We start from the raw sequence: 17,736 nt of genomic DNA, 5'->3' as shown, positions 1-17,736 counted from the left end.
GAACGATCAGTCAAGAAACCTGCGGATGGAGCTACGCCGCCCGCACCTCGTACGCCGCGATCCGCACCGCCTCGTCGTCCAGGCACTGCCCGGTCTCCAGGTCGAAGCGCTGCTTCAGCAGCGGCGAGGCCACGAACGGGCGGCCCTGGTGGGTGCCGGTCAGGCCGCGGGAGAGGACCGCCGCGCCGCCGAAGGGGTCGCGGTTGTCGATGGCGTACAGGGCGCCGGTGCGGTCGCGGAACAGGGCCACCTGGCGGCCGTCGGGGAGAAGGGCAGCCACACCGCGGCCGGGGAGCAGCCGGGCCAGGTCGCAGACCGTGAACCAGTCGTCCTCCAGCTTGAGCTGGACCTTCAGATCGGTGGTCTCGGGTGCCAGGGTCATCGCTGGGCGCTTCCTTCCAGGACGTCTTCAGCGGGGCGCATGCCGATGGACAGCAGCGGCAGGTCGGGCTTGATCTGGTCGCGCTCGGGGATGAAGCCGACGACCGGGTCGGGGGTGTCGGGGGCGTTCACGAAGGAGACGAAGCGGGAGAGCTTCTCGGGGTCGTTGATGGTCGTCGCCCACTCGTCGGCGTAGTGCGCCACGTGGTCGGCCATCAGGGACTCCAGCTCCTCGCAGATGCCGAGGGAGTCCTCCACCACCACGTCCCGGACGTGGTCCAGGCCGCCGGGGATCCGCTCCAGCCAGGTCGAGGTGCGCTCCAGCCGGTCCGCCGTACGGATGTAGAACATCAGGAACCGGTCGATCAACTTGATCAGCTCGGCGTCGGACAGGTCCTGGGCCAGCAGGTCCGCGTGGCGCGGGGTGGCGCCGCCGTTGCCGCCGACGTAGAGGTTCCAGCCGTTGGCGGTGGCGATCACGCCGAAGTCCTTCGACTGGGCCTCCGCGCACTCGCGCTGGCAGCCGGAGACGGCCGACTTCAGCTTGTGCGGGGAGCGCAGGCCCCGGTAGCGCAGCTCCAGGTCGATCGCCATGCGGACCGAGTCCTGGACGCCGTAGCGGCACCAGGTCTGGCCGACGCAGGACTTCACCGTGCGCAGCGCCTTGCCGTACGCGTGGCCGGACTCGAAGCCGGCGTCCACCAACCGGGCCCAGATCAGGGGGAGCTGCTCGACGCGGGCGCCGAACATGTCGATCCGCTGGCCACCGGTGATCTTCGTGTAGAGGCCGAAGTCGCGGGCGATCTCGCCGATCACGATCAGGCCCTCGGGGGTGATCTCACCGCCGGGGATGCGCGGGACGACCGAGTACGAGCCGTTCTTCTGGAGGTTGGCCAGGAAGTGGTCGTTGGAGTCCTGCAGGGAGGCCTGCTCGCCGTCCAGGACGTAGCCGCTCACGCCGATCGTCGGGGCGAGGGAGGCGATGATCGAGCCGACCGCAGGCTTGCAGATCTCGCAGCCGTCGCCGCCCTTGGCGCCTTCGCGGCCGTAGCGGTCCAGCAGGTCCTGGTAGGTGTTGATGCGCAGGGCGAGGACGATCTCGTACAGCTCCTCGCGGGTCTGCGAGAAGCAGCCGCACAGGCCCTTGTCGACCTCGACGCCGCTGGCCTCCAGCTCGGCGTTGACGAGCTGGCCGAGCACCTTGACGCAACTGCCGCACGTCGTACCGGCCTTGGTGCACTTCTTCACCTCGGGCACGGTGGTGCACTGGTGGTCGGTGACCGCGGCGCGGATCGTGCCCTTGCGGACGTTGTTGCAGGAGCAGATGATCGCGTCGTCCGGCAGCGCGGTCGGGCCGAGCTGGACGGACTCGCCGGCCCCGGCGGGCAGCACCAGCGACTCGGGCGAGACCGGCGGGACCGAGCCGGTGAAGGCCTTCAGCGTGCCGTACGCCTCCGCGTCGCCGACCAGGATGCCGCCGAGCAGCGTGCCGTCGCGGCCGATGACCAGCTTCTTGTACAGCCCCGCGCGGGAGTCGGAGTAGACGACGTCCAGGCAGTCGTCGGTCGCGCCGTGCGCGTCGCCGAAGGACGCCACGTCCACGCCGAGCAGCTTCAGCTTGGTGGACAGGTCGGCGCCGGTGAACTCCGCCTCGTCCTCGGCGATCGTGGCCGCGGCCGTCTCGGCCTGCTCGTAACCCGGGGCCACCAGGCCGTACACCCGGCCGTCGGAGGCCAGCGCGCACTCGCCGATCGCGAAGACGTGCGGGTCGGAGACCGTACGGCACTGCTCGTCGACGGTGATGCCGCCGCGCTCGCCGACCGTGAGGCCGCAGTCGCGGGCCAGCTGGTCGCGGGGGCGGACACCGGCGGAGAACACCACCAGGTCGGTGGCGAGTTCGGAACCGTCGGACAGCTTCATGCCGGTGACGGCACCGGCCTCGTCGACGACGATCTCCTGCGTGCCCACACCGGTGTGGACACTCAGGCCCATCTCCTCGATGGTGCGCAGGAGGGCCGCGCCGCCGCCCTCGTCGACCTGGACGGGCATCAGGCGCGGCGCGAACTCCACGATGTGGGAGGTGAGCCCGAGGCCCTTCAGCGCACCGGCCGCCTCAAGACCGAGGAGACCGCCGCCGACCACGGCACCGGTCGTCGCCGTCTTGGCGTACTCCTCGATGGCGAGAAGGTCCTCGATCGTGCGGTAGACGAAACAGCCCTCGGCGTCCTTGTTCGGGACCGGCGGGACGAAGGGGAACGAGCCGGTGGCGAGGACGAGGGTGTCGTACTCGAAGACCTGGCCGGACCTGGCCGTGACCGTCTTCGCCTCGCGGTCGATCGTCTCGGCCGGGTCACCGACGTACAGCTCGATGCCGTGCGTCTCGATGAACGCCATGTCCGTCATGGACAGGTCCTCGGGCGTCTTCCCCGAGAAGTACGAGGTGAGGGCGACGCGGTCGTACGCCGGACGCGGCTCCTCGCACAGCACGACCACGCGGTGCGTGGCGGTCAGGCCGCGCTCGGCGAGCGCTTCGAGGAAGCGCTGGCCGACCATGCCATGGCCGACGAGCACGATCGTGGGGGTGGCCCCCAGGGTGGCGGTCATCAGGAGCCTCCATCGTTGGTAAGCAGGTGGAGCAGGGGGCCGTCGTCGGGGAGCGGCTCTGCTCCCTCCCAGGCGCGGGCGAGCGCGCCGACGGTGCCGAGTTCGCCGACGAGGACCCCGCCGACCAGGCGGTCGTCGCGGACGACGACCTTGCGGTAGGTGCCTCGGGTGGCGTCCGTGAGCTGGACGACGTCGTCCCCGGGGCGCGGCTCCGTCTCGCCGAACGCGGCGAGGTCGAAGGCGCTCTGACCGGGCAGCGTGAGCCTGGTCAGTGAACGGGTGCCGGTGTACCGGGCGTGCGCCCGCCCGGCCAGCAACTCGGCCAGCACCTCGGCCTGTTCGAGGGCCGGAGTGGCCAGCCCGTAGACGTTGCCGTCGTGCTGGGCGCAGTCGCCGATGGCGTGGATGTACGGGTCGGAGGTCCGCAGCTCGTCGTCGACGACGATCCCCTTGCGGACGTCCAGTCCCGCGGCCTGAGCGAGGCCCGCGCGCGGGTGCACGCCGCAGGCCAGGACCACGATGTCGGCGTCGAGGGCGTATCCGTCGGCCATCTCGACCGAGCGGACGGCGCCGCCGACGCAGCGCACGTCACGTACCCGCAGGTCGGTGTGGACCTCGACGCCGAGGTCCCCCAGGTGGCGCCGGACGAGCTTCGAGGCGCTCGGGTCGAGCTGGCGCTCCATGAGCCGCTCGGCCTGCTGGGCGAGGATGACCTGGGCGCCGCGTTGGGCGAGCGCACGGGCCGCGGAGACCCCGAGGAGCCCGCCGCCGATGACGACCGCCTTCACTCCCGGCCGGACCGCCTTGGACAGGCCCAGGCAGTCGTCCATGGTGCGGAAGGCGTGGACGCCCTCCGGCAGGACGTGGTCGGGGGTGAACAGGCCGCGCAGGGGCGGCAGCACCGGGTTCGAGCCGGTGGCCAGGACCAGCCGGTCGTATGCGATCTTCGCCCCGTCCGCGCACTCGACGGTGCGCTCGTCGCGGTCGATGCCGGTGACCCGGGCGCGGGTGAGCTCCGCGGGCGCGGGCAGCGCGATCACGTCGGGGCTGTACCGTCCGGCCAGCACTTCGGCGAGGAGCACCCGGTTGTAGGGGCGGTGCTCCTCGTCGCCGATGAGCGTGACGGGCGTGCCGAGCTCACCGAGCCGCCGGGCGAGTCGTACGCCCGCGAGTCCGGCGCCGATCACCACCACACGCGTATTCGAGGTCATGCACTTGAGCGTGCGTTGCCGGTGTTACCCGACCGCATCACGTCTGTTTCCCGCGAGGAACGCTGCCCTCAGCGGCGGCGGAGCGTGGGTGTGAGGGTTCGGAGGGTGCGGCGGGCGCCGGCTGTGAGATCGGATCGGGACAGGAGGGGGCCCAACCTCAGATGCTCCTCATTTACGTGGACCGCACACGCATCATCCGCCTAAGGTCGCGATCATGCCCGACATATCGCTGACCATGGTCGCCGCCCTGTGCCTCGCAGCCCTCGCGGCCGGCTGGATCGACGCCGTGGTCGGCGGCGGAGGCCTGCTCCTGCTTCCGACGCTGCTGCTCGGCCTGCCCGCGAGCACCCCGGCCGCGTACGCGCTCGGCACCAACAAGGCGGTCGCGATCGTCGGCACGACGGGCGCCGCGGTGACGTACGCCCGCAAGGCGCCCGTGGACGTGCGGCTCGCCGTACGCATCGGGCTGGCGGCGCTCGCGGGCTCCTCCGCCGGCGCCTTCTTCGCCGCCGGAATGAGCACCGAGGTGCTCAAGCCCGTGATCATGGTGGTGCTGCTCGCCGTCGCCGCCTTCGTGATCCTGCGCCCCGCCTTCGGCACGGCCCCGGCGACGGGTCCGGCCACCCGCCGCCAGGTCCTCGCCGCGATCGGCCTCGCGGGCCTGGGCATCGGCTTCTACGACGGCCTGATCGGCCCCGGCACCGGCACCTTCCTGGTCCTCGCCCTCACCGCCGTACTCCACCTCGACCTCGTCACCGCCTCCGCCACCGCCAAGATCGTCAACTGCTGCACCAACGCCGGCGCGCTCGCCACCTTCGCCTGGCAGGGCACGGTGCTGTGGCAGCTGGCCGCGCTGATGGCTGTCTTCAATCTGGCGGGCGGCATGCTGGGGGCGCGTACGGCGCTGAAGAAGGGCAGCGGATTCGTCCGGGTCGTGCTGCTGACGGTGGTGTTCGCGCTGGTGGCGAAGCTGGCGTACGAGCAGTGGGCGGCCTAGCCGCAGGATCTACGCCGCAGGACTCACGCCGCAGGATCTACGCCTGCCGCGCATCCAGCAGTGCGACCGCGCCGGTGGTGTCCTCGTCGCCGTGCCCCGCGGCGAGCCACCGCTCCAAGAGGGACATGTACGGCGTCAGCAGCTCCGGGCTCACGCCCTGCTCCTCGGCCGTGGCCAGCAGGGTGGCGTTGCCCGCGACCTGCATCGCGAGGTTGGAGACGACGTCCGTGCCGTAGTCGCCGCTCTGCAGCTGGTCGGCGGCCTTGTGCGCGGCGGGTGCCATCGCGCCGAGCCACGACACCAGCAGCGGCGCGAAGTCCTTCGGGGCGATGTCCTCCCGGCGGATCAGCGCGAAGGCGTGCAGGACGCCCGCGAACATGCCGCTCATCGCGCTCAGCAGCGCCACGTCGTGCAGCGCCGCGAAGCCCGGGTCCGCGCCGACGTACCGGGTGCCGGCCGGGACGGCGAGGGTGTCGCCGTGCTCCTCGAAGAGGCCGGGCGAGCCGCTGTAGAGGACGTAGGCCCCCGACTCCGCGTCCCCGATCATCGGCGGTACGGCCATGATCCCGGCGTCCAGGAAACGGGCGCCGCGCGCTTCGGCCCAGGCGGAGCGGGAGCGGCCCTGGGCGGGCGTTGTGGTGGTGAGGTTCACCAGGTCACGGCCGGCCAGGTCGGCACCTTCGAGGGCCGCGCCGACCGAGGCGTCGTCGAGCAGACAGACGACGACCAGCCGGCTTGCGGCCACCGCCTCGGCGGCGCTCGCGGCGACGGCCGCGCCTTCGGCGGCCAGGGGCTCCGCCCGGGCCGGGGTGCGGTTCCAGACGGTCACCGGGTGTCCGGCGCAGAGCCAGGCGCGGGCCAGGGCGGTGCCCATGTCGCCGGTGCCGAGGAGGGTGAGCGGGGTCGAGGTCGTAGGGGACTCAAGTGCGTTGTCAGTCATGGCGTTTAGGCTCGTCGCAGAGGAACTGCCTGCTCAAGTACGTACTTTGGAGTGGGTGGTTACTACGGGGGAAGTGTCCAGGCAGGGGAGGGGAAGGCATGGCGATCGGGCGACGGCCGGGGTCGTACGTCTGCGGGATCGACGCCGCGATGGACGTGGTCGGCGGCAAGTGGAAGGTGCTGATCCTCTGGGCGCTGAACGAGCGTCCGCACCGTTTCGGCGAGCTGCGCAGGGAGCTGCCGGGGGTGACCGAGAAGGTCCTCGCCGCCCAGCTGCGGGAGCTGGAGGCCGACGGCATCGTCCACCGGGAGGCGTACGACGAGGTGCCGCCGCGCGTCGAGTACTCGCTGACACCGCGCGGCACCTCGCTCAACGCGGCGCTGGACCCGCTCGGGGAATGGGGCCGGGAGAACATCCTGGACGGTCGCGCGCAGCGGTCAGCGGCCTCCGGTGAGGTGCGCGAAGACGACGACGTTGCCCTGATACCCGGTCGTCCGTGAGTAACCGCCGCCGCAGGTGATCACCCGCAGCTCGGGGCGTGGGGCCGGGCCGTACACCTTCTCGTCGGGGAAGGCCTTCGCGTCGTACACCTCGACGGCGTCGACGGAGAAGAGCGCCGTGCCGCCGTCCCGCCGGTCCACCTCGATCGTGCTGCCCTTCTTCAGGGCGCCCAGGCGGTAGAAGACGGCGGGCCCGTCGGCGTTGTCCACGTGGCCGGCGACGATCGCGGTGCCCGTCTCACCGGGCGTGGTGCCGGCCTCGTACCAGCCGGCGAGGTTCTTCCGCTCGGAGGGCGGGACGTCGAGACTGCCCGTCCTCGTCAGGCCCAGGCCCATGAGGGGTGCGTCGACGCGTATGGAGGGGATGCGGATGCGGTCGGGAGGGGAGGGGGGGAGGGCGGGGTCTGCGGAGTGCGGGTTTGCGGAGTGCGGGTCGGTGTGCGGGTCGGCGTGCGTACCGCTCGCCTCCCCGGCCCGCCCGGCTTCCCCGGCCCGCCCGGCTTCCCCGGCTCCGCCGGCCTGCGCCGCCGACGGCTGTGGGGGCGGGGCGTGTGTGTCGGCGCCGCCGCTCAGCAGCCAGGCGCCGGAGCACAGGGCGAGGCCGGTGACGGCGGCTATGGCGGCGTTGCCGACGCTGCGGCGACTGCGGTGACGGCGGTGACTGCGCACGCGAGCCTCCTCGGACTCTCCTCGGGCCGCCCTCATCCCCCTCCGGGCCGCGAGGGGCGTCGGACCCGGAGGGGGAGGGGACGTGCGGTACCGGTGGACGGACAAGCGGAGGGTGTCCGTCAGATCCCGTCGCCTCTCGCCCGGCGATGCAGGAGCCAGGTACCGCCCGCGGCGGCGACGGCGAGAGCCGCCACGCCTGCCGCGGTCTGCACGGGATCGGGGCCAAGAGCGCCGCCGACCCCCGTCTTCACACTTCCTCTCGGATACACCTGTTCGTCACGCGGGGACGTCAGCGTGACCACCAGGTCCCCCGTCACCCGCCGGCCGTCCTCGGCGCAGGTCGCGACGATCTCGTACGTTCCCGGCTGCGCGCTCGGCGGCACCCGGAACCGCCCGGTCGCGCCCTGCTCGTGCGGCGCCAGCGTGAAGGAACCCGCGCCCACCGCGCTGGCGTCGCCCTCCGCCGTGGCGCCGTCCCCGCAGCCGGCCGTGCGCACCGTGACCTCTCCGCCCGGCACGACCGACGCCGGGGACACCTCCAGGTCATCCCCGTCGCCGCCGTACGCGGGCGGGACGACGAGCCCCACGGCGCCGACGGCCAGCGCGGTCCCGGTCAGCAGACGGGCGGTACGTCGCATCGATGCTCCTCCGCACTCAGCGGGGCCACGGCCCGCGACATCACCATGTGCCGCTGCGTCGGTCGCGCCCTGCCCTTCCGAGGTAAGTGGCAGTGGGGCGGGAGCGCTTCCTGAGGGAACGCCGAAATTGGGGTGAACGGGTGTCGCAGGGGCGGGAGGAAACCACCGATGCGGTGGTGTTTCAGCAGGTCATCGCCCTGTCTTGGGCAGGTCGTGGAAGAGAACCCGATGGGCGCAGGGCCGGGGGTGTGAACGGGTGACCGCTGTCGGCGCCGGCGGTTCAGTCGCGCCTGCCCAGTTGCGCCTGCCCAGTTGCGCGTGCTCAGTCGCGCGTGCTCAGTGGCGCCTGCCCTCCTCGTACTCCGCCAGCACCTCCGCCACCGCCCGCCGCCCCACCGCCGCCAGCACCGGATTCGTCCCGTTGCCGCACACGTCGCCGTAGTAGTGCTCCGCCATCAGCCCGAAGCACAGCGCCCACCCCCGTCCCCGCGCCCACGTCGCCTCGTCGACGCCGGCCGCCTCGCGGAACACCTCGCGGGTTTCGGCGTCGAAGACGGTCCACGCCGCGATGGTGTCGGCGGCCGGGTCCCCGACCCCGAGGCCGCCGAAGTCGATGACGGCGGTCAGGCGGCCGGAGGAGGTCAGCAGGTTGCCCGGGAGGAGGTCGCTGTGGAGCCAGACGGGGGCGGCGTCCCATGGGGGGAGGTGGAGGGTGTCCTCCCAGGCCGCGGTCGCCGTTGCCGCATCCAGCGTGCCGGCGGCGTCCAGGTCGTGGATCGCGGCCCGGACGTACGTGTCGTGCTTGCTCGCCGGGTCGCCTCGGAAGGACAGCGGGCCGTCCACCGCGTCCACCGTCCGCAGCGCCGCCACGAACCGGCCCAACTCCCCGGCGGCATCGCGCAGTTCGGCGAGCGGTGCGTCGTAGGCGTTCTCGCCGTCCAGCCAGTCGTACACGCCCCACGGCAGTGCGTAACCGGCGCCGGGCTCGCCCTTTGCGAGCGGTGTGGGCACGGCGAGGGGGAGGTGCGGGGCCACGTGCGGCAGCCAGCGGTGTTCCCTGTCGACCTGGCGGGCCCCGCCGGGGAGCCGTGGCAGCCGTACGACCATGTCGGCGCCCAGCCGGTACATGGCGTTGTCCGTCCCGGCGGAGGCGACCCGGGTCACCGGCAGCCGCGCCCACTGCGGGAACTGCTCCGCGACCAGCCGGGCGACCAGCGCCTCGTCGATGTCCAGTTCGTCGGCGTGCATCTTGCGCGGCTTCGTGGGCGATGGCATACGGCTCCGTGGCGGCTCGGGGAGGAGGGGAGGACGGCGATCCGCGGGATGGGTCGGCGGCAGCGGAGCGTATCGGGGCCCAGGACAGCGCAGCCACCGCTTTTACGTTCCCCACGGCGTAAGAGAGAGGGGGGACCGGCACGGCCGGTCCCCCCTGTCTCTTCTCTCTGTCAGCGCCAGACCAGTTGCCAGGTGCCGTCGTCCTCGTGGACGTACTCGGCGCGGATCTCCCTGCCGATCGCGGTCACCACAGGACGTCCGGTCTCCAGGGACACGACCGTCTCCTCGAACATCTCCGCCACGCTCTTCCAGCGGACGACGCCCCACAACTCCAGGTCCTGGTCGATCTCCAGGACCGCTCCTTCGGTCGGCCCCTCCCGGTGGTCCACGACGAGCTCCGTCCCCGACAGGGTCCTGGCCAGCGGCACCCACCGGACATGCGCCGTCGCCCCGACGACGGACTCCTCGTTCCCGTCCTCCAGACTCCAGGCCACCTCCTGCTCCATGTCCCGCTGCCCGAGCCGCATCCCCTCCGCGTCCAGCGGACAGTGCCCGCCGGGCAGCAACCCTCCCGGCCCGCCGGGCCGCGCCCAGGTCGACACCCCGTTGTGACGGGAGAGCCAGACCCGCAGCTCCGGATGGAGAGCGAACCGGTTCTCGGCGACCTCACTGATCTGCCCCGCCGTGGCGGGCGGGTTCAGGACGCGCAGTTCGTCCGGCGCGTTGGCTGCCAGCCATAGATCGAGGCGGTCGAGTACATCGTCGAAAGGCACGGTTCGTCCTCACGTCTGGATGCGGAGCGTGTGGATGCTGTCTGTTCAGGACCCCTTCCTACAAGACGATGGCGTGGCGATCGGACACACCCGGTTCCGGCGTTCAGCCGACGGCCACCGCACTCCAGGCCGCCGCCACCGCGTTGTACTCCGTGCTTGCGGCCCCGTACAGGTCCTTCGCCGCGTTCAGCGTCGCCGTACGGGCGCCCGCGTAGTTCGTCGAGGACGTCATGTAGACCGTCAGCGCCCGGTACCAGATCTTGCCGAGCTTGGCGCGGCCGATGCCGGTCACCGAAGAGCCGTTGCAGGTGGGCGAGTTGTAGCTGACACCGTTGATCGTCTTCGCGCCGCTGCCCTCGGCGAGCAGGTAGGCGAAGTGGTTGCCGACGCCCGACGAGTAGTGGACGTCGAGCGTCGCGGTCGTCGCGCTCCAGCAGTCCACCGAGTTGCCGTCCTTCGACGGCTTGTCCATGTAGCGCAGGGCGTCCCGGCTGAAGCCCGACCGGACGATCTTCTCGCCGATCAGATAGTCGCCCGGGTCGGAGGAATTGGCCGCGTGGAACTCCACCAGCGTGCCGAAGATGTCGGACGTCGCCTCGTTCAGGCCGCCGGACTCGCCCGAGTACGTCAGCGCCGCGGTCTTCGACGTCACCCCGTGCGTCATCTCGTGGCCGGCCACGTCCAGCGACACCAGCGGACCGAGCTGGGTGCCGTCACCGTCGCCGTACGTCATGCAGAAGCAACTGTCGTCCCAGAAGGCGTTGTTGTAGGCGTTGCCGTAGTGCACGCGGTTGAACGAACCCTTGCCGTCGCCGGCGATGCCGTTGCGCCCGTGGACGTTCTTGTAGTAGTCCCACGTCACGTCCGTGCCGTACTGCGCGTCCACCGCCGCCGTCGAGCGGTTGGCCGTGGTGCCCGTGCCCCAGTGGTTGTCGGCGTCCGTGAACACGGTCGACGGGGCGCGGTTGAGGCAGACGGTCAGGAGGCACAGGTCCGTCTTGTTCGCGGCGTCACCCGTGTAAGTGCCGCCGCGCGTCGCGTCCTTCAGCTGGTACGTCGATCCCGACTGCGTCGTCTCCAACGGCACCGTGCCGCCGTACAGCGACTTCCCGTCACCGGACGCCGTCTCGATGCTGTCCCACGCGTCGATCCGGGTGCCGGTCAGGGCGTCGGTCAGGACCGTGCGGGCGACCGGGTTGCCGACGGAGTCCTGGGCGACCGCGTCGGTCCGCCAGGCCAGCTTCGGGGTGCCGTGCAGGACGTCGACGACCAGCTCGGGCTTGGCTGTCAGCCGCTTGAGCGTCTCGCCGAGGTTCGCGGCACGCAGCAGCCGCGCCGCGAGGTCGGCCGCCTTCGGCGCCGAGATCCTGGGTGTCACGCTCGACAGGGAGATCGGGCTCCTGGTCGCGCGCGAGGCACTGCGGTACGTACCGTCCTTGGCCAGGTGGACGACGAAGTCGCCGCCGAGGACGGGGAGTTGACGGTAGGTGCGGTCGTAGCGGACGTGCTGTGTGCCGTCCGCGTCCACGATCACGTCCCGCACGGTGGTGTCCTGCGCGGCGGTCAGCCCCAGGCTCGCCGCGTGGTCCGTGAGGACCGACGCGGCGTTCTCGAGCGCGGTGGCCCTGGTCGGACTGTCGTCCGCGCCGGCGGTGGGGGAGAGGGCGGTGGCCAACAGGGTGGCGCCGGCGGCGGCGATGCCCGCCGTGGCAAGACGGGAACCCCGGATGTGCGGCCGTATTCGGCTCATCGGTCTCCTTGAACTGGGCGGCGCAGAGGATGCCCAAGATTCAAGGGGGCGTGCACATGCCATGACCAGGGTGAATACGTGGAGGTGTGTGAGGGGAGAGAATCGTTTCCGTGACCCTCTCTCCTCGACTCCCGTTCTTCGTCTACGGCACCCTCCGCCCGGGAGAGCCCAACCACGACCACTTCCTGCGCGGCCGCACCCTCACCGAGGACCCGGCACGACTCGTCGGAGCGGTGCTGTACGACGGCCCGGGCTACCCGTACGCCGTCGAGGAACGGGGCGGCAGCGGCACGGTGTACGGCGACCTCGTCACCGCCCGCCCCGAGGAGTACCCCGCGCTCCTGGCAGCCCTCGACCGCCTGGAGGAGTACGCCCCGGACGACCCGCGCAACCTCTACGACCGCATCGCCCGCCAGGTGATCCGCGACTCCGACGGAACGGCCGTACAGGCCTGGGTGTATGTCGCCGCCCCCGCCGTCGCCGCCCGCCTGCGCGCCCACGGCAAGCTCATCGAGAGCGGCGACTGGACGACCCGACCCAGCTAGGCGAGTTGGACCCTCCACGGCCGCGGATCGCCCGGCCTGGACCGGGCCGTCCGGCTGAGTCAGGCGGCCGCGAGGCCCAACGGGCCCTGTTCGGCTACGACTTCACGGCCTCCAGCCGCACCGCGCACGCCTTGAACTCCGGCATCCGCGACGTCGGGTCCAGGGCCGGGTTGGTCAGGGTGTTGGCGCGGCCCTCGCCCGGCCAGTGGAACGGCATGAAGACGGTGTCGGGGCGGATGCCGGTCGTGATGCGGGCGGGGGCCACCGCCCGGCCCCGGCGCGAGACCACGGCCACCGGATCGCCCTCGGCCGCCCCGAGCCGCGCCGCCAGCCGGGGGTGCAGCTCCACGAACGGGCCCGGCGCGGCGGCGTTCAGCTCGTCGACGCGGCGGGTCTGGGCGCCGGACTGGTACTGCGCCACGACCCGCCCGGTCGTCAGCAGCACCGGGTACTCGTCGTCGGGTTCCTCGGCGACCGCCCGGTGCGAGACGGCGGCGAACCTCGCCCGTCCGTCCGGCGTGGCGAACCGGTCGAGGAAGAGGCGGGGCGTGCCGGGGTGCGCCGGGCTGCCGGGCTCGGAGTCGAGCGAGGCGTCCTCACCGTCCTCGGGGCCCTCGGCGTCCCCCGTGCCCGGCACCGCCGGACACGGCCAGAACACTCCGTTCTCCTCCGCCAGCCTGCCGTAGGTGATCCCCGAGTAGTCCGCCGCTCCGCCCGCGCTCGCCCGGCGCAGCTCCTCGAAGACCTCTTCGGGGTCGGTCGGGAAGCCCTTCTCCAGGCCCTTCTCGCCGCCCAGCCGCGCCGCGAGCTCGTGCATGACGTCCAGGTCGCTGCGGACGCCCTCCGGAGCGGTGATCGCGCGCCGCCGCAGCAGCACCCGGCCCTCCAGGTTGGTCGTCGTGCCCGTCTCCTCCGCCCACTGCGTGACCGGCAGTACGACGTCCGCGAGGGCCGCCGTCTCCGACAGCACCACGTCGCACACCGCAAGGAAATCAAGGGACTTGATGCGCTCCTCGATGTGCGCGGCACGCGGCGCCGACACCACCGGGTTGGAGCCCATCAGCAGCAGCGACTTGATGTCCGAGCCCAGGGCGTCCAGCAACTCGTACGCACTGCGCCCCGGCCCGGGCAGGCTGTCCGGGTCCACGCCCCACACCTCGGCGACATGCCGCCGCGCCGCGGGGTCGTCCAGCTTGCGGTAGCCGGGCAGCTGGTCGGCCTTCTGGCCGTGCTCGCGCCCGCCCTGCCCGTTGCCCTGCCCGGTGAGGCAGCCGTAGCCGGACAACGGCCGGCCCGCCCGTCCCGTCGCCAGGCACAGGTTGATCCACGCGCTCACGGTGTCCGTGCCCTTGGACTGCTGCTCGGGCCCGCGCGCGGTCAGCACCATCGCGTTCTCCGGCTCGCAGAACATCCGTACGGCTTCGCGGAGTTGAGGGACGGACACCCCCGTGATCCGCTCCACGAACTCCGGCCAGTGCGCCATCGCGGCGGCCCGCGCGTCCTCCCAGCCGACCGTGCGCTCCCGGACGTATTCCTCGTCCACCCGCCCCTCGGCGACGACCAGGTGCAGCAGGCCGAGGGCCAGTGCGAGGTCGGTGCCCGGCCGGGGCATCAGGTGCAGGTCGGCCTGCTCGGCGGTCTTGGTGCGGCGCGGGTCGACGACGATGAGCGTGCCGCCGTTCTCCTTCAGCTCATTGAAGAAGCGCAGCGACGGCGGCATCGTCTCCGCCAGGTTCGAGCCGACCAGGATCACGCAGCCCGTCTTCGGGATGTCCTCCAGCGGGAACGGCAGCCCCCGGTCGAGCCCGAACGCCTTCATGCCGGCCGCGGCCGCCGACGACATGCAGAAGCGGCCGTTGTAGTCGATCTGCGAGGTGCCGAGCACGATCCTCGCGAATTTGCCGAGGCTGTACGCCTTCTCGTTCGTCAGACCGCCTCCGCCGAAGACCCCGCACGCGTCCGGGCCATGTTCCGTACGCGTGCGGTGAAGGCCCTCGGCGATGCGGTCCAGCGCCTCGTCCCAGGTGGCGGGCACCAGCGTGCCGCCCGAGCGCACCAACGGCGAGGTCAGGCGGACGCTCGACGCCAGCACCGCGGGCGCCGTACGGCCCTTGCCGCACAGCGCCCCCTTGTTCACCGGGAAGTCCGGGCGCTCGACCACCGCGACACCCCCGTCCTGCAGGGGCGTGAGGTTCATACCGCACTGCAGGGCGCAGTACGGGCAGTGCGTGGGCGTCACGGAGTTCGGCATACCGTCCAGCGTGAGTCGGGCGTGTTACATGCGGGACGGATCCCTGTTACGCGGCCGGGACGGTGACCTCCCCGTCGCCGCCCGGCCGCCGTGAGGCGCACAGGCGCCCTGCCCTCAGTCGCCGCCGGGGGGTGAGGAAGTTGCCGCCGTTGCGTAAGTCGGCTCGCGTGTCTCATTCCGTACCGTAGTTGGCCGATCACACCTGGTTGAGAGTTGAAGAGCCGGGGCTACAGTCGAGGCCCAGGCACGGCGCCAGGCCGTGTCCGCAACCTGGCGCAGCACGTCTCCGTGCGTGCACTCCGCACGCATGGCCGCACGCATGCACTCCGTACGGCGTTCGACATACCGGGCATGCCCGCACGGCAAACCGTCATCTCGAAACAGCCCGCCAGGAGGTCCCCCGACCATGCCCCTGCGCCCTCCCGGCCCCCTGGGCCACCTGCCTCCCCGCGACCAGCGCCTGTTCTGGCAGTACGGCCGCGGCCCCACCGTCCCCGTCCCCGACCCGCTCGTCCACCGCGCCGTCGAACGCCGGGCCGCCGCCGCCCCGCACGCCATCGCCGCCGAGCACCTGGGCGACCGCATCACCTACGGCGAGCTCGACCGCCGCGCCGACGCCGTCGCCGCCCGCCTCGCCCGAGAGGGCGTACGCCCCGGTGACCACGTCGGACTCTTCGTACGCCGCTCGATCCCGATGCTCGTCGGCCTGCTCGGCATCCTGAAGGCGGGCGCCGCCTACGTCCCGCAGGACATCGGCGTCGCGCCCCCGCACCAGCTCGCCCACGTCGTCCGCACCGCCCGCACCCGCGTCGTCCTCACGGCCGCCGAGCACGCCCACCGGGTGCCGCTGCCCGACGGCCACCTGATGATCACGCTGGACGAGCCACAGCCGTACGCCCCGCGACCCCGCACCGCGCCCCGGCCCGACGACGGCTGCTACGTCCTCTTCACCTCCGGCACCACCGGTCGGCCCAACGGCGTGAAGGTCACCCACCGCAACGTCGCCAACATCCTCCTCACCGAACCCGGCGGCCTCGGCATCCGCCCCGGCGACCGGGTGGCCCAGCTCCTCAACGTCGCCTTCGACATGGCCGCCTGGGAGGTCCTCGGCTGCCTCACTCACGGCGGCACCCTCGTCATCCGCGGCAAGGACGTCGCCGCGGCCGCCCGTACGGCCGACGTGCTGATCGCGACCCCGACCGTGCTGTCCGGCATCGACCCGGCGACCTGCCCGCGCGTCCACACGGTCGCCGTCGCCGGTGAGCCCTGCCCGCGCCCGCTCGCCGACCGGTGGGCCCGGCACGCCGCCTTCCACAACTGCTGCGGGCCGACCGAGACGACCATCGTCAACACGATGCATCTCCATCACCCGTGCGACCCACTGCTCACCATCGGCCGCCCGACCCCCAACAACACGGTCTACGTCCTCGACGCCGACCGCCGCCCCCTGCCCCTCGGCGAGGTGGGGGAGATGTGGGCGGGCGGCGACTGCGTCTCGGCCGGCTACCTGGACAACGACGCCCTGAACGCCGAGCGCTACGCCCCGGACCCCTTTCTCGGCGCCGGCCGCCGTATGTTCCGCACCCGTGACCTCGGCCGCTGGACCCCGGGCGGCGAGCTCGAACACCTCGGGCGCACCGACGACCAGGTCAAGGTGCGCGGCTTCCGGGTCGAGCTCGACTCCGTCTCCTCGGTGCTGGAGTCGGTCGAGGGCTGTCTGCGCGCGGTGACCTTGCAGCGGGACGCGCGGACCCTGGTGTCCTTCGTCTGCCCCGCGGACGTCGACCCGGACGGGGCCCGCCGCGCGGTGGCGGAGGCGCTGCCGTACTACTGCGTGCCCGAGAGTGTCATGCCCCTGCCATCACTGCCGGAGACCGACCGCGGCAAGATCGACAAACCGGCGCTGCTGCGGATGGCGCAGGAGCGGACGCTTCAGGGGGCGGCCCGATGACCACGTCCCTCAACCGTCCGGCCGTCGATCTGCCGCCGCTGATCCCAGGCCCGCGCCGCCTGCTCAAGCACCCCCGCCTGATGCACCACAACCGCCTGGCGGCCCTGGTGCTCACCGCCAACCTGGCCTTCCTGTGGGCAGGTTGGCCCCTGTCGACGCCGACCCTGGGCCACGCGGCACTGGCGAACCTCGCCCTCGCCGTCCTCGTGCGCCAGCAGTACGTGATCAACCTCTTCTTCAGGCTGGCCACTTGGGCGCCGACCACCTGGCCGCTGAAGGTCCGCTGGTCGCTGGGCAAGGTGTACCACTTCGGCGGGCTGCACGTGGGCGGGGCGCTGGCGGGGACGGCGTGGTTCCTGGCGCTGGCGGTCACCACGACCAACGGCCCGCTCATGGCCGTGAGCTGGACGTTGCTGGCCCTTCTTGCGCTGATCGTCGCCACCGCGCTCCCGCCCTTCCGCTCCCGCCACCACGACCACTTCGAGAAGATCCACCGCTTCGGCGGCTGGACGGCCCTGATCCTGTTCTGGGCGCACACCCTGCTGTCGTCGTCCGGCCCCGTTCCGCTCACGGTGCTCGCGCTCGTCACCTTCAGCGTCGCCCTGCCCTGGTTGCGGCTGCGCAAGGTGGACGTACGCCTGGAACGCCCCTCCCCGCACGTCGTACTGGCCCGCTTCGACCACGGCGAGACCCCCTTCGCGGGCTCCTCGACGGCGATCAGCCGCAGCCCGCTGAAGGAGTGGCACTCCTTCGCCAACGTCCCGGCACCCGGCGAGCCCGGCTTCCGGCTCACCATCTCGCGCGCCGGGGACTGGACGGGCGCCTTCATCGACGACCTGCCCGCCCGGGTCTGGGTCAAGGGCATCACGACGGCCGGAGTCGCCAACATCGAGACCCTGTTCAAGAAGGTGGTCTACGTCGCCACCGGCAGCGGCATCGGCCCCTGCCTCCCGCACCTCCTTGCCGCCGAGGTCCCCTCCCGCCTGGTCTGGGCGACCCGCGACCCGCGCACCACCTACGGCGACGCCCTGGTCGACGAGATCCTCGCCGTCCAGCCGCACGCCCTGATCTGGGACACCTCCCGGCACGGCAAGCCCGACATGGTGAGGCTGGCGTACGAGGCATACCGCGACTTCGGGGCCGAGGCCGTCATCTGCATCTCCAACAAGAAGCTCACCTGGCAGGTGGTGCACGGCCTGGAGCGGCGCGGGATTCCGGCTTACGGCGCGATCTGGGACTCGTAACTCCGCA

At 72.0% G+C, this 17,736-nt stretch carries 15 protein-coding genes; 5 read left to right on the top strand and 10 right to left on the bottom strand.

Annotated features, from left to right (window positions below; genetic code table 11):
• Window positions 1–31: 31 nt before the first annotated feature.
• Genes nirD through PBV52_RS14360 form a run of 3 tightly spaced genes read right to left on the bottom strand, consistent with a single transcriptional unit; the run spans window position 32 to window position 4,196 of the window.
• Window positions 32–382, bottom strand: a complete 351-nt coding sequence (gene nirD, locus PBV52_RS14370) for a nitrite reductase small subunit NirD (RefSeq protein ID WP_274238744.1) — start codon at window positions 380–382, stop codon at window positions 32–34.
• Window positions 379–2,985 (bottom strand): nitrite reductase large subunit NirB, encoded by a 2,607-nt coding sequence (gene nirB, locus PBV52_RS14365; protein ID WP_274238743.1) that lies wholly within the window; start codon window positions 2,983–2,985, stop codon window positions 379–381. Before nirB ends, nirD begins: the two co-directional genes overlap by 4 nt.
• On the bottom strand, window positions 2,985–4,196 hold the full coding sequence (locus PBV52_RS14360) for an NAD(P)/FAD-dependent oxidoreductase (protein ID WP_274238742.1): 1,212 nt from the start codon (window positions 4,194–4,196) through the stop codon (window positions 2,985–2,987). Before PBV52_RS14360 ends, nirB begins: the two co-directional genes overlap by 1 nt.
• A 214-nt stretch (window positions 4,197–4,410) precedes the next feature.
• Here PBV52_RS14360 and PBV52_RS14355 point away from each other — a divergent pair, with 214 nt between their 5' ends.
• Window positions 4,411–5,193, top strand: a complete 783-nt coding sequence (locus PBV52_RS14355) for a TSUP family transporter (protein WP_274238741.1) — start codon at window positions 4,411–4,413, stop codon at window positions 5,191–5,193.
• A gap of 37 nt (window positions 5,194–5,230) precedes the next feature.
• Here the strand turns inward: PBV52_RS14355 and PBV52_RS14350 are convergent, their stop codons facing one another.
• Complete coding sequence (locus PBV52_RS14350) at window positions 5,231–6,133, bottom strand: NAD(P)-dependent oxidoreductase (RefSeq protein ID WP_274238740.1); 903 nt, start codon at window positions 6,131–6,133, stop codon at window positions 5,231–5,233.
• Window positions 6,134–6,231: 98 nt separating this feature from the next.
• Between PBV52_RS14350 and PBV52_RS14345 the strand changes: the two genes are divergently transcribed.
• Window positions 6,232–6,633 (top strand): helix-turn-helix domain-containing protein, encoded by a 402-nt coding sequence (locus PBV52_RS14345; RefSeq protein WP_274238739.1) that lies wholly within the window; start codon window positions 6,232–6,234, stop codon window positions 6,631–6,633.
• Here PBV52_RS14345 and PBV52_RS14340 read toward each other — a convergent pair.
• The 5 genes from PBV52_RS14340 to PBV52_RS14320 form a co-directional block, all read right to left on the bottom strand.
• A complete protein-coding gene (locus tag PBV52_RS14340; protein ID WP_373921863.1) occupies window positions 6,571–7,338 on the bottom strand; it encodes a class F sortase in 768 nt (255 codons plus the stop codon). The genes PBV52_RS14345 and PBV52_RS14340 overlap by 63 nt on opposite strands.
• 83 nt (window positions 7,339–7,421) lie before the next feature.
• A complete protein-coding gene (locus tag PBV52_RS14335; RefSeq protein ID WP_274238737.1) occupies window positions 7,422–7,940 on the bottom strand; it encodes a hypothetical protein in 519 nt (172 codons plus the stop codon).
• A gap of 336 nt (window positions 7,941–8,276) precedes the next feature.
• On the bottom strand, window positions 8,277–9,215 hold the full coding sequence (locus tag PBV52_RS14330) for an aminoglycoside phosphotransferase family protein (RefSeq protein WP_274238736.1): 939 nt from the start codon (window positions 9,213–9,215) through the stop codon (window positions 8,277–8,279).
• A 170-nt stretch (window positions 9,216–9,385) separates the two neighbouring features.
• Entirely contained in the window at window positions 9,386–9,988 is a 603-nt protein-coding gene (locus PBV52_RS14325; protein WP_274238735.1) for a hypothetical protein, read from the bottom strand.
• A gap of 103 nt (window positions 9,989–10,091) precedes the next feature.
• Window positions 10,092–11,738, bottom strand: a complete 1,647-nt coding sequence (locus tag PBV52_RS14320) for a M4 family metallopeptidase (protein ID WP_274238734.1) — start codon at window positions 11,736–11,738, stop codon at window positions 10,092–10,094.
• 110 nt (window positions 11,739–11,848) lie between these two features.
• Between PBV52_RS14320 and PBV52_RS14315 the strand changes: the two genes are divergently transcribed.
• Window positions 11,849–12,283 (top strand): gamma-glutamylcyclotransferase family protein, encoded by a 435-nt coding sequence (locus PBV52_RS14315; RefSeq protein ID WP_274238733.1) that lies wholly within the window; start codon window positions 11,849–11,851, stop codon window positions 12,281–12,283.
• Between the two features lie 94 nt (window positions 12,284–12,377).
• On the opposite strand, the gene PBV52_RS14310 is transcribed toward PBV52_RS14315, so the two are convergent.
• Window positions 12,378–14,534: a molybdopterin oxidoreductase family protein gene (locus tag PBV52_RS14310; protein ID WP_274238732.1), complete on the bottom strand. Its 2,157-nt coding sequence runs from the start codon at window positions 14,532–14,534 to the stop codon at window positions 12,378–12,380.
• Between the two features lie 406 nt (window positions 14,535–14,940).
• Here PBV52_RS14310 and PBV52_RS14305 point away from each other — a divergent pair, with 406 nt between their 5' ends.
• The gene (locus PBV52_RS14305) at window positions 14,941–16,485 is read left to right on the top strand and encodes an amino acid adenylation domain-containing protein (RefSeq protein WP_274238731.1); all 1,545 of its coding nucleotides are present in this window, start codon (window positions 14,941–14,943) and stop codon (window positions 16,483–16,485) included.
• Window positions 16,482–17,729: a hypothetical protein gene (locus PBV52_RS14300; protein ID WP_274238730.1), complete on the top strand. Its 1,248-nt coding sequence runs from the start codon at window positions 16,482–16,484 to the stop codon at window positions 17,727–17,729. Before PBV52_RS14305 ends, PBV52_RS14300 begins: the two co-directional genes overlap by 4 nt.
• Window positions 17,730–17,736: the final 7 nt, after the last annotated feature.

The organism is Streptomyces sp. T12 (assembly GCF_028736035.1).
Classification (GTDB): domain Bacteria; phylum Actinomycetota; class Actinomycetes; order Streptomycetales; family Streptomycetaceae; genus Streptomyces.
Note: the sequence above shows the minus strand (reverse complement) of the source record. Positions and strands in the feature narration are given on the sequence as shown.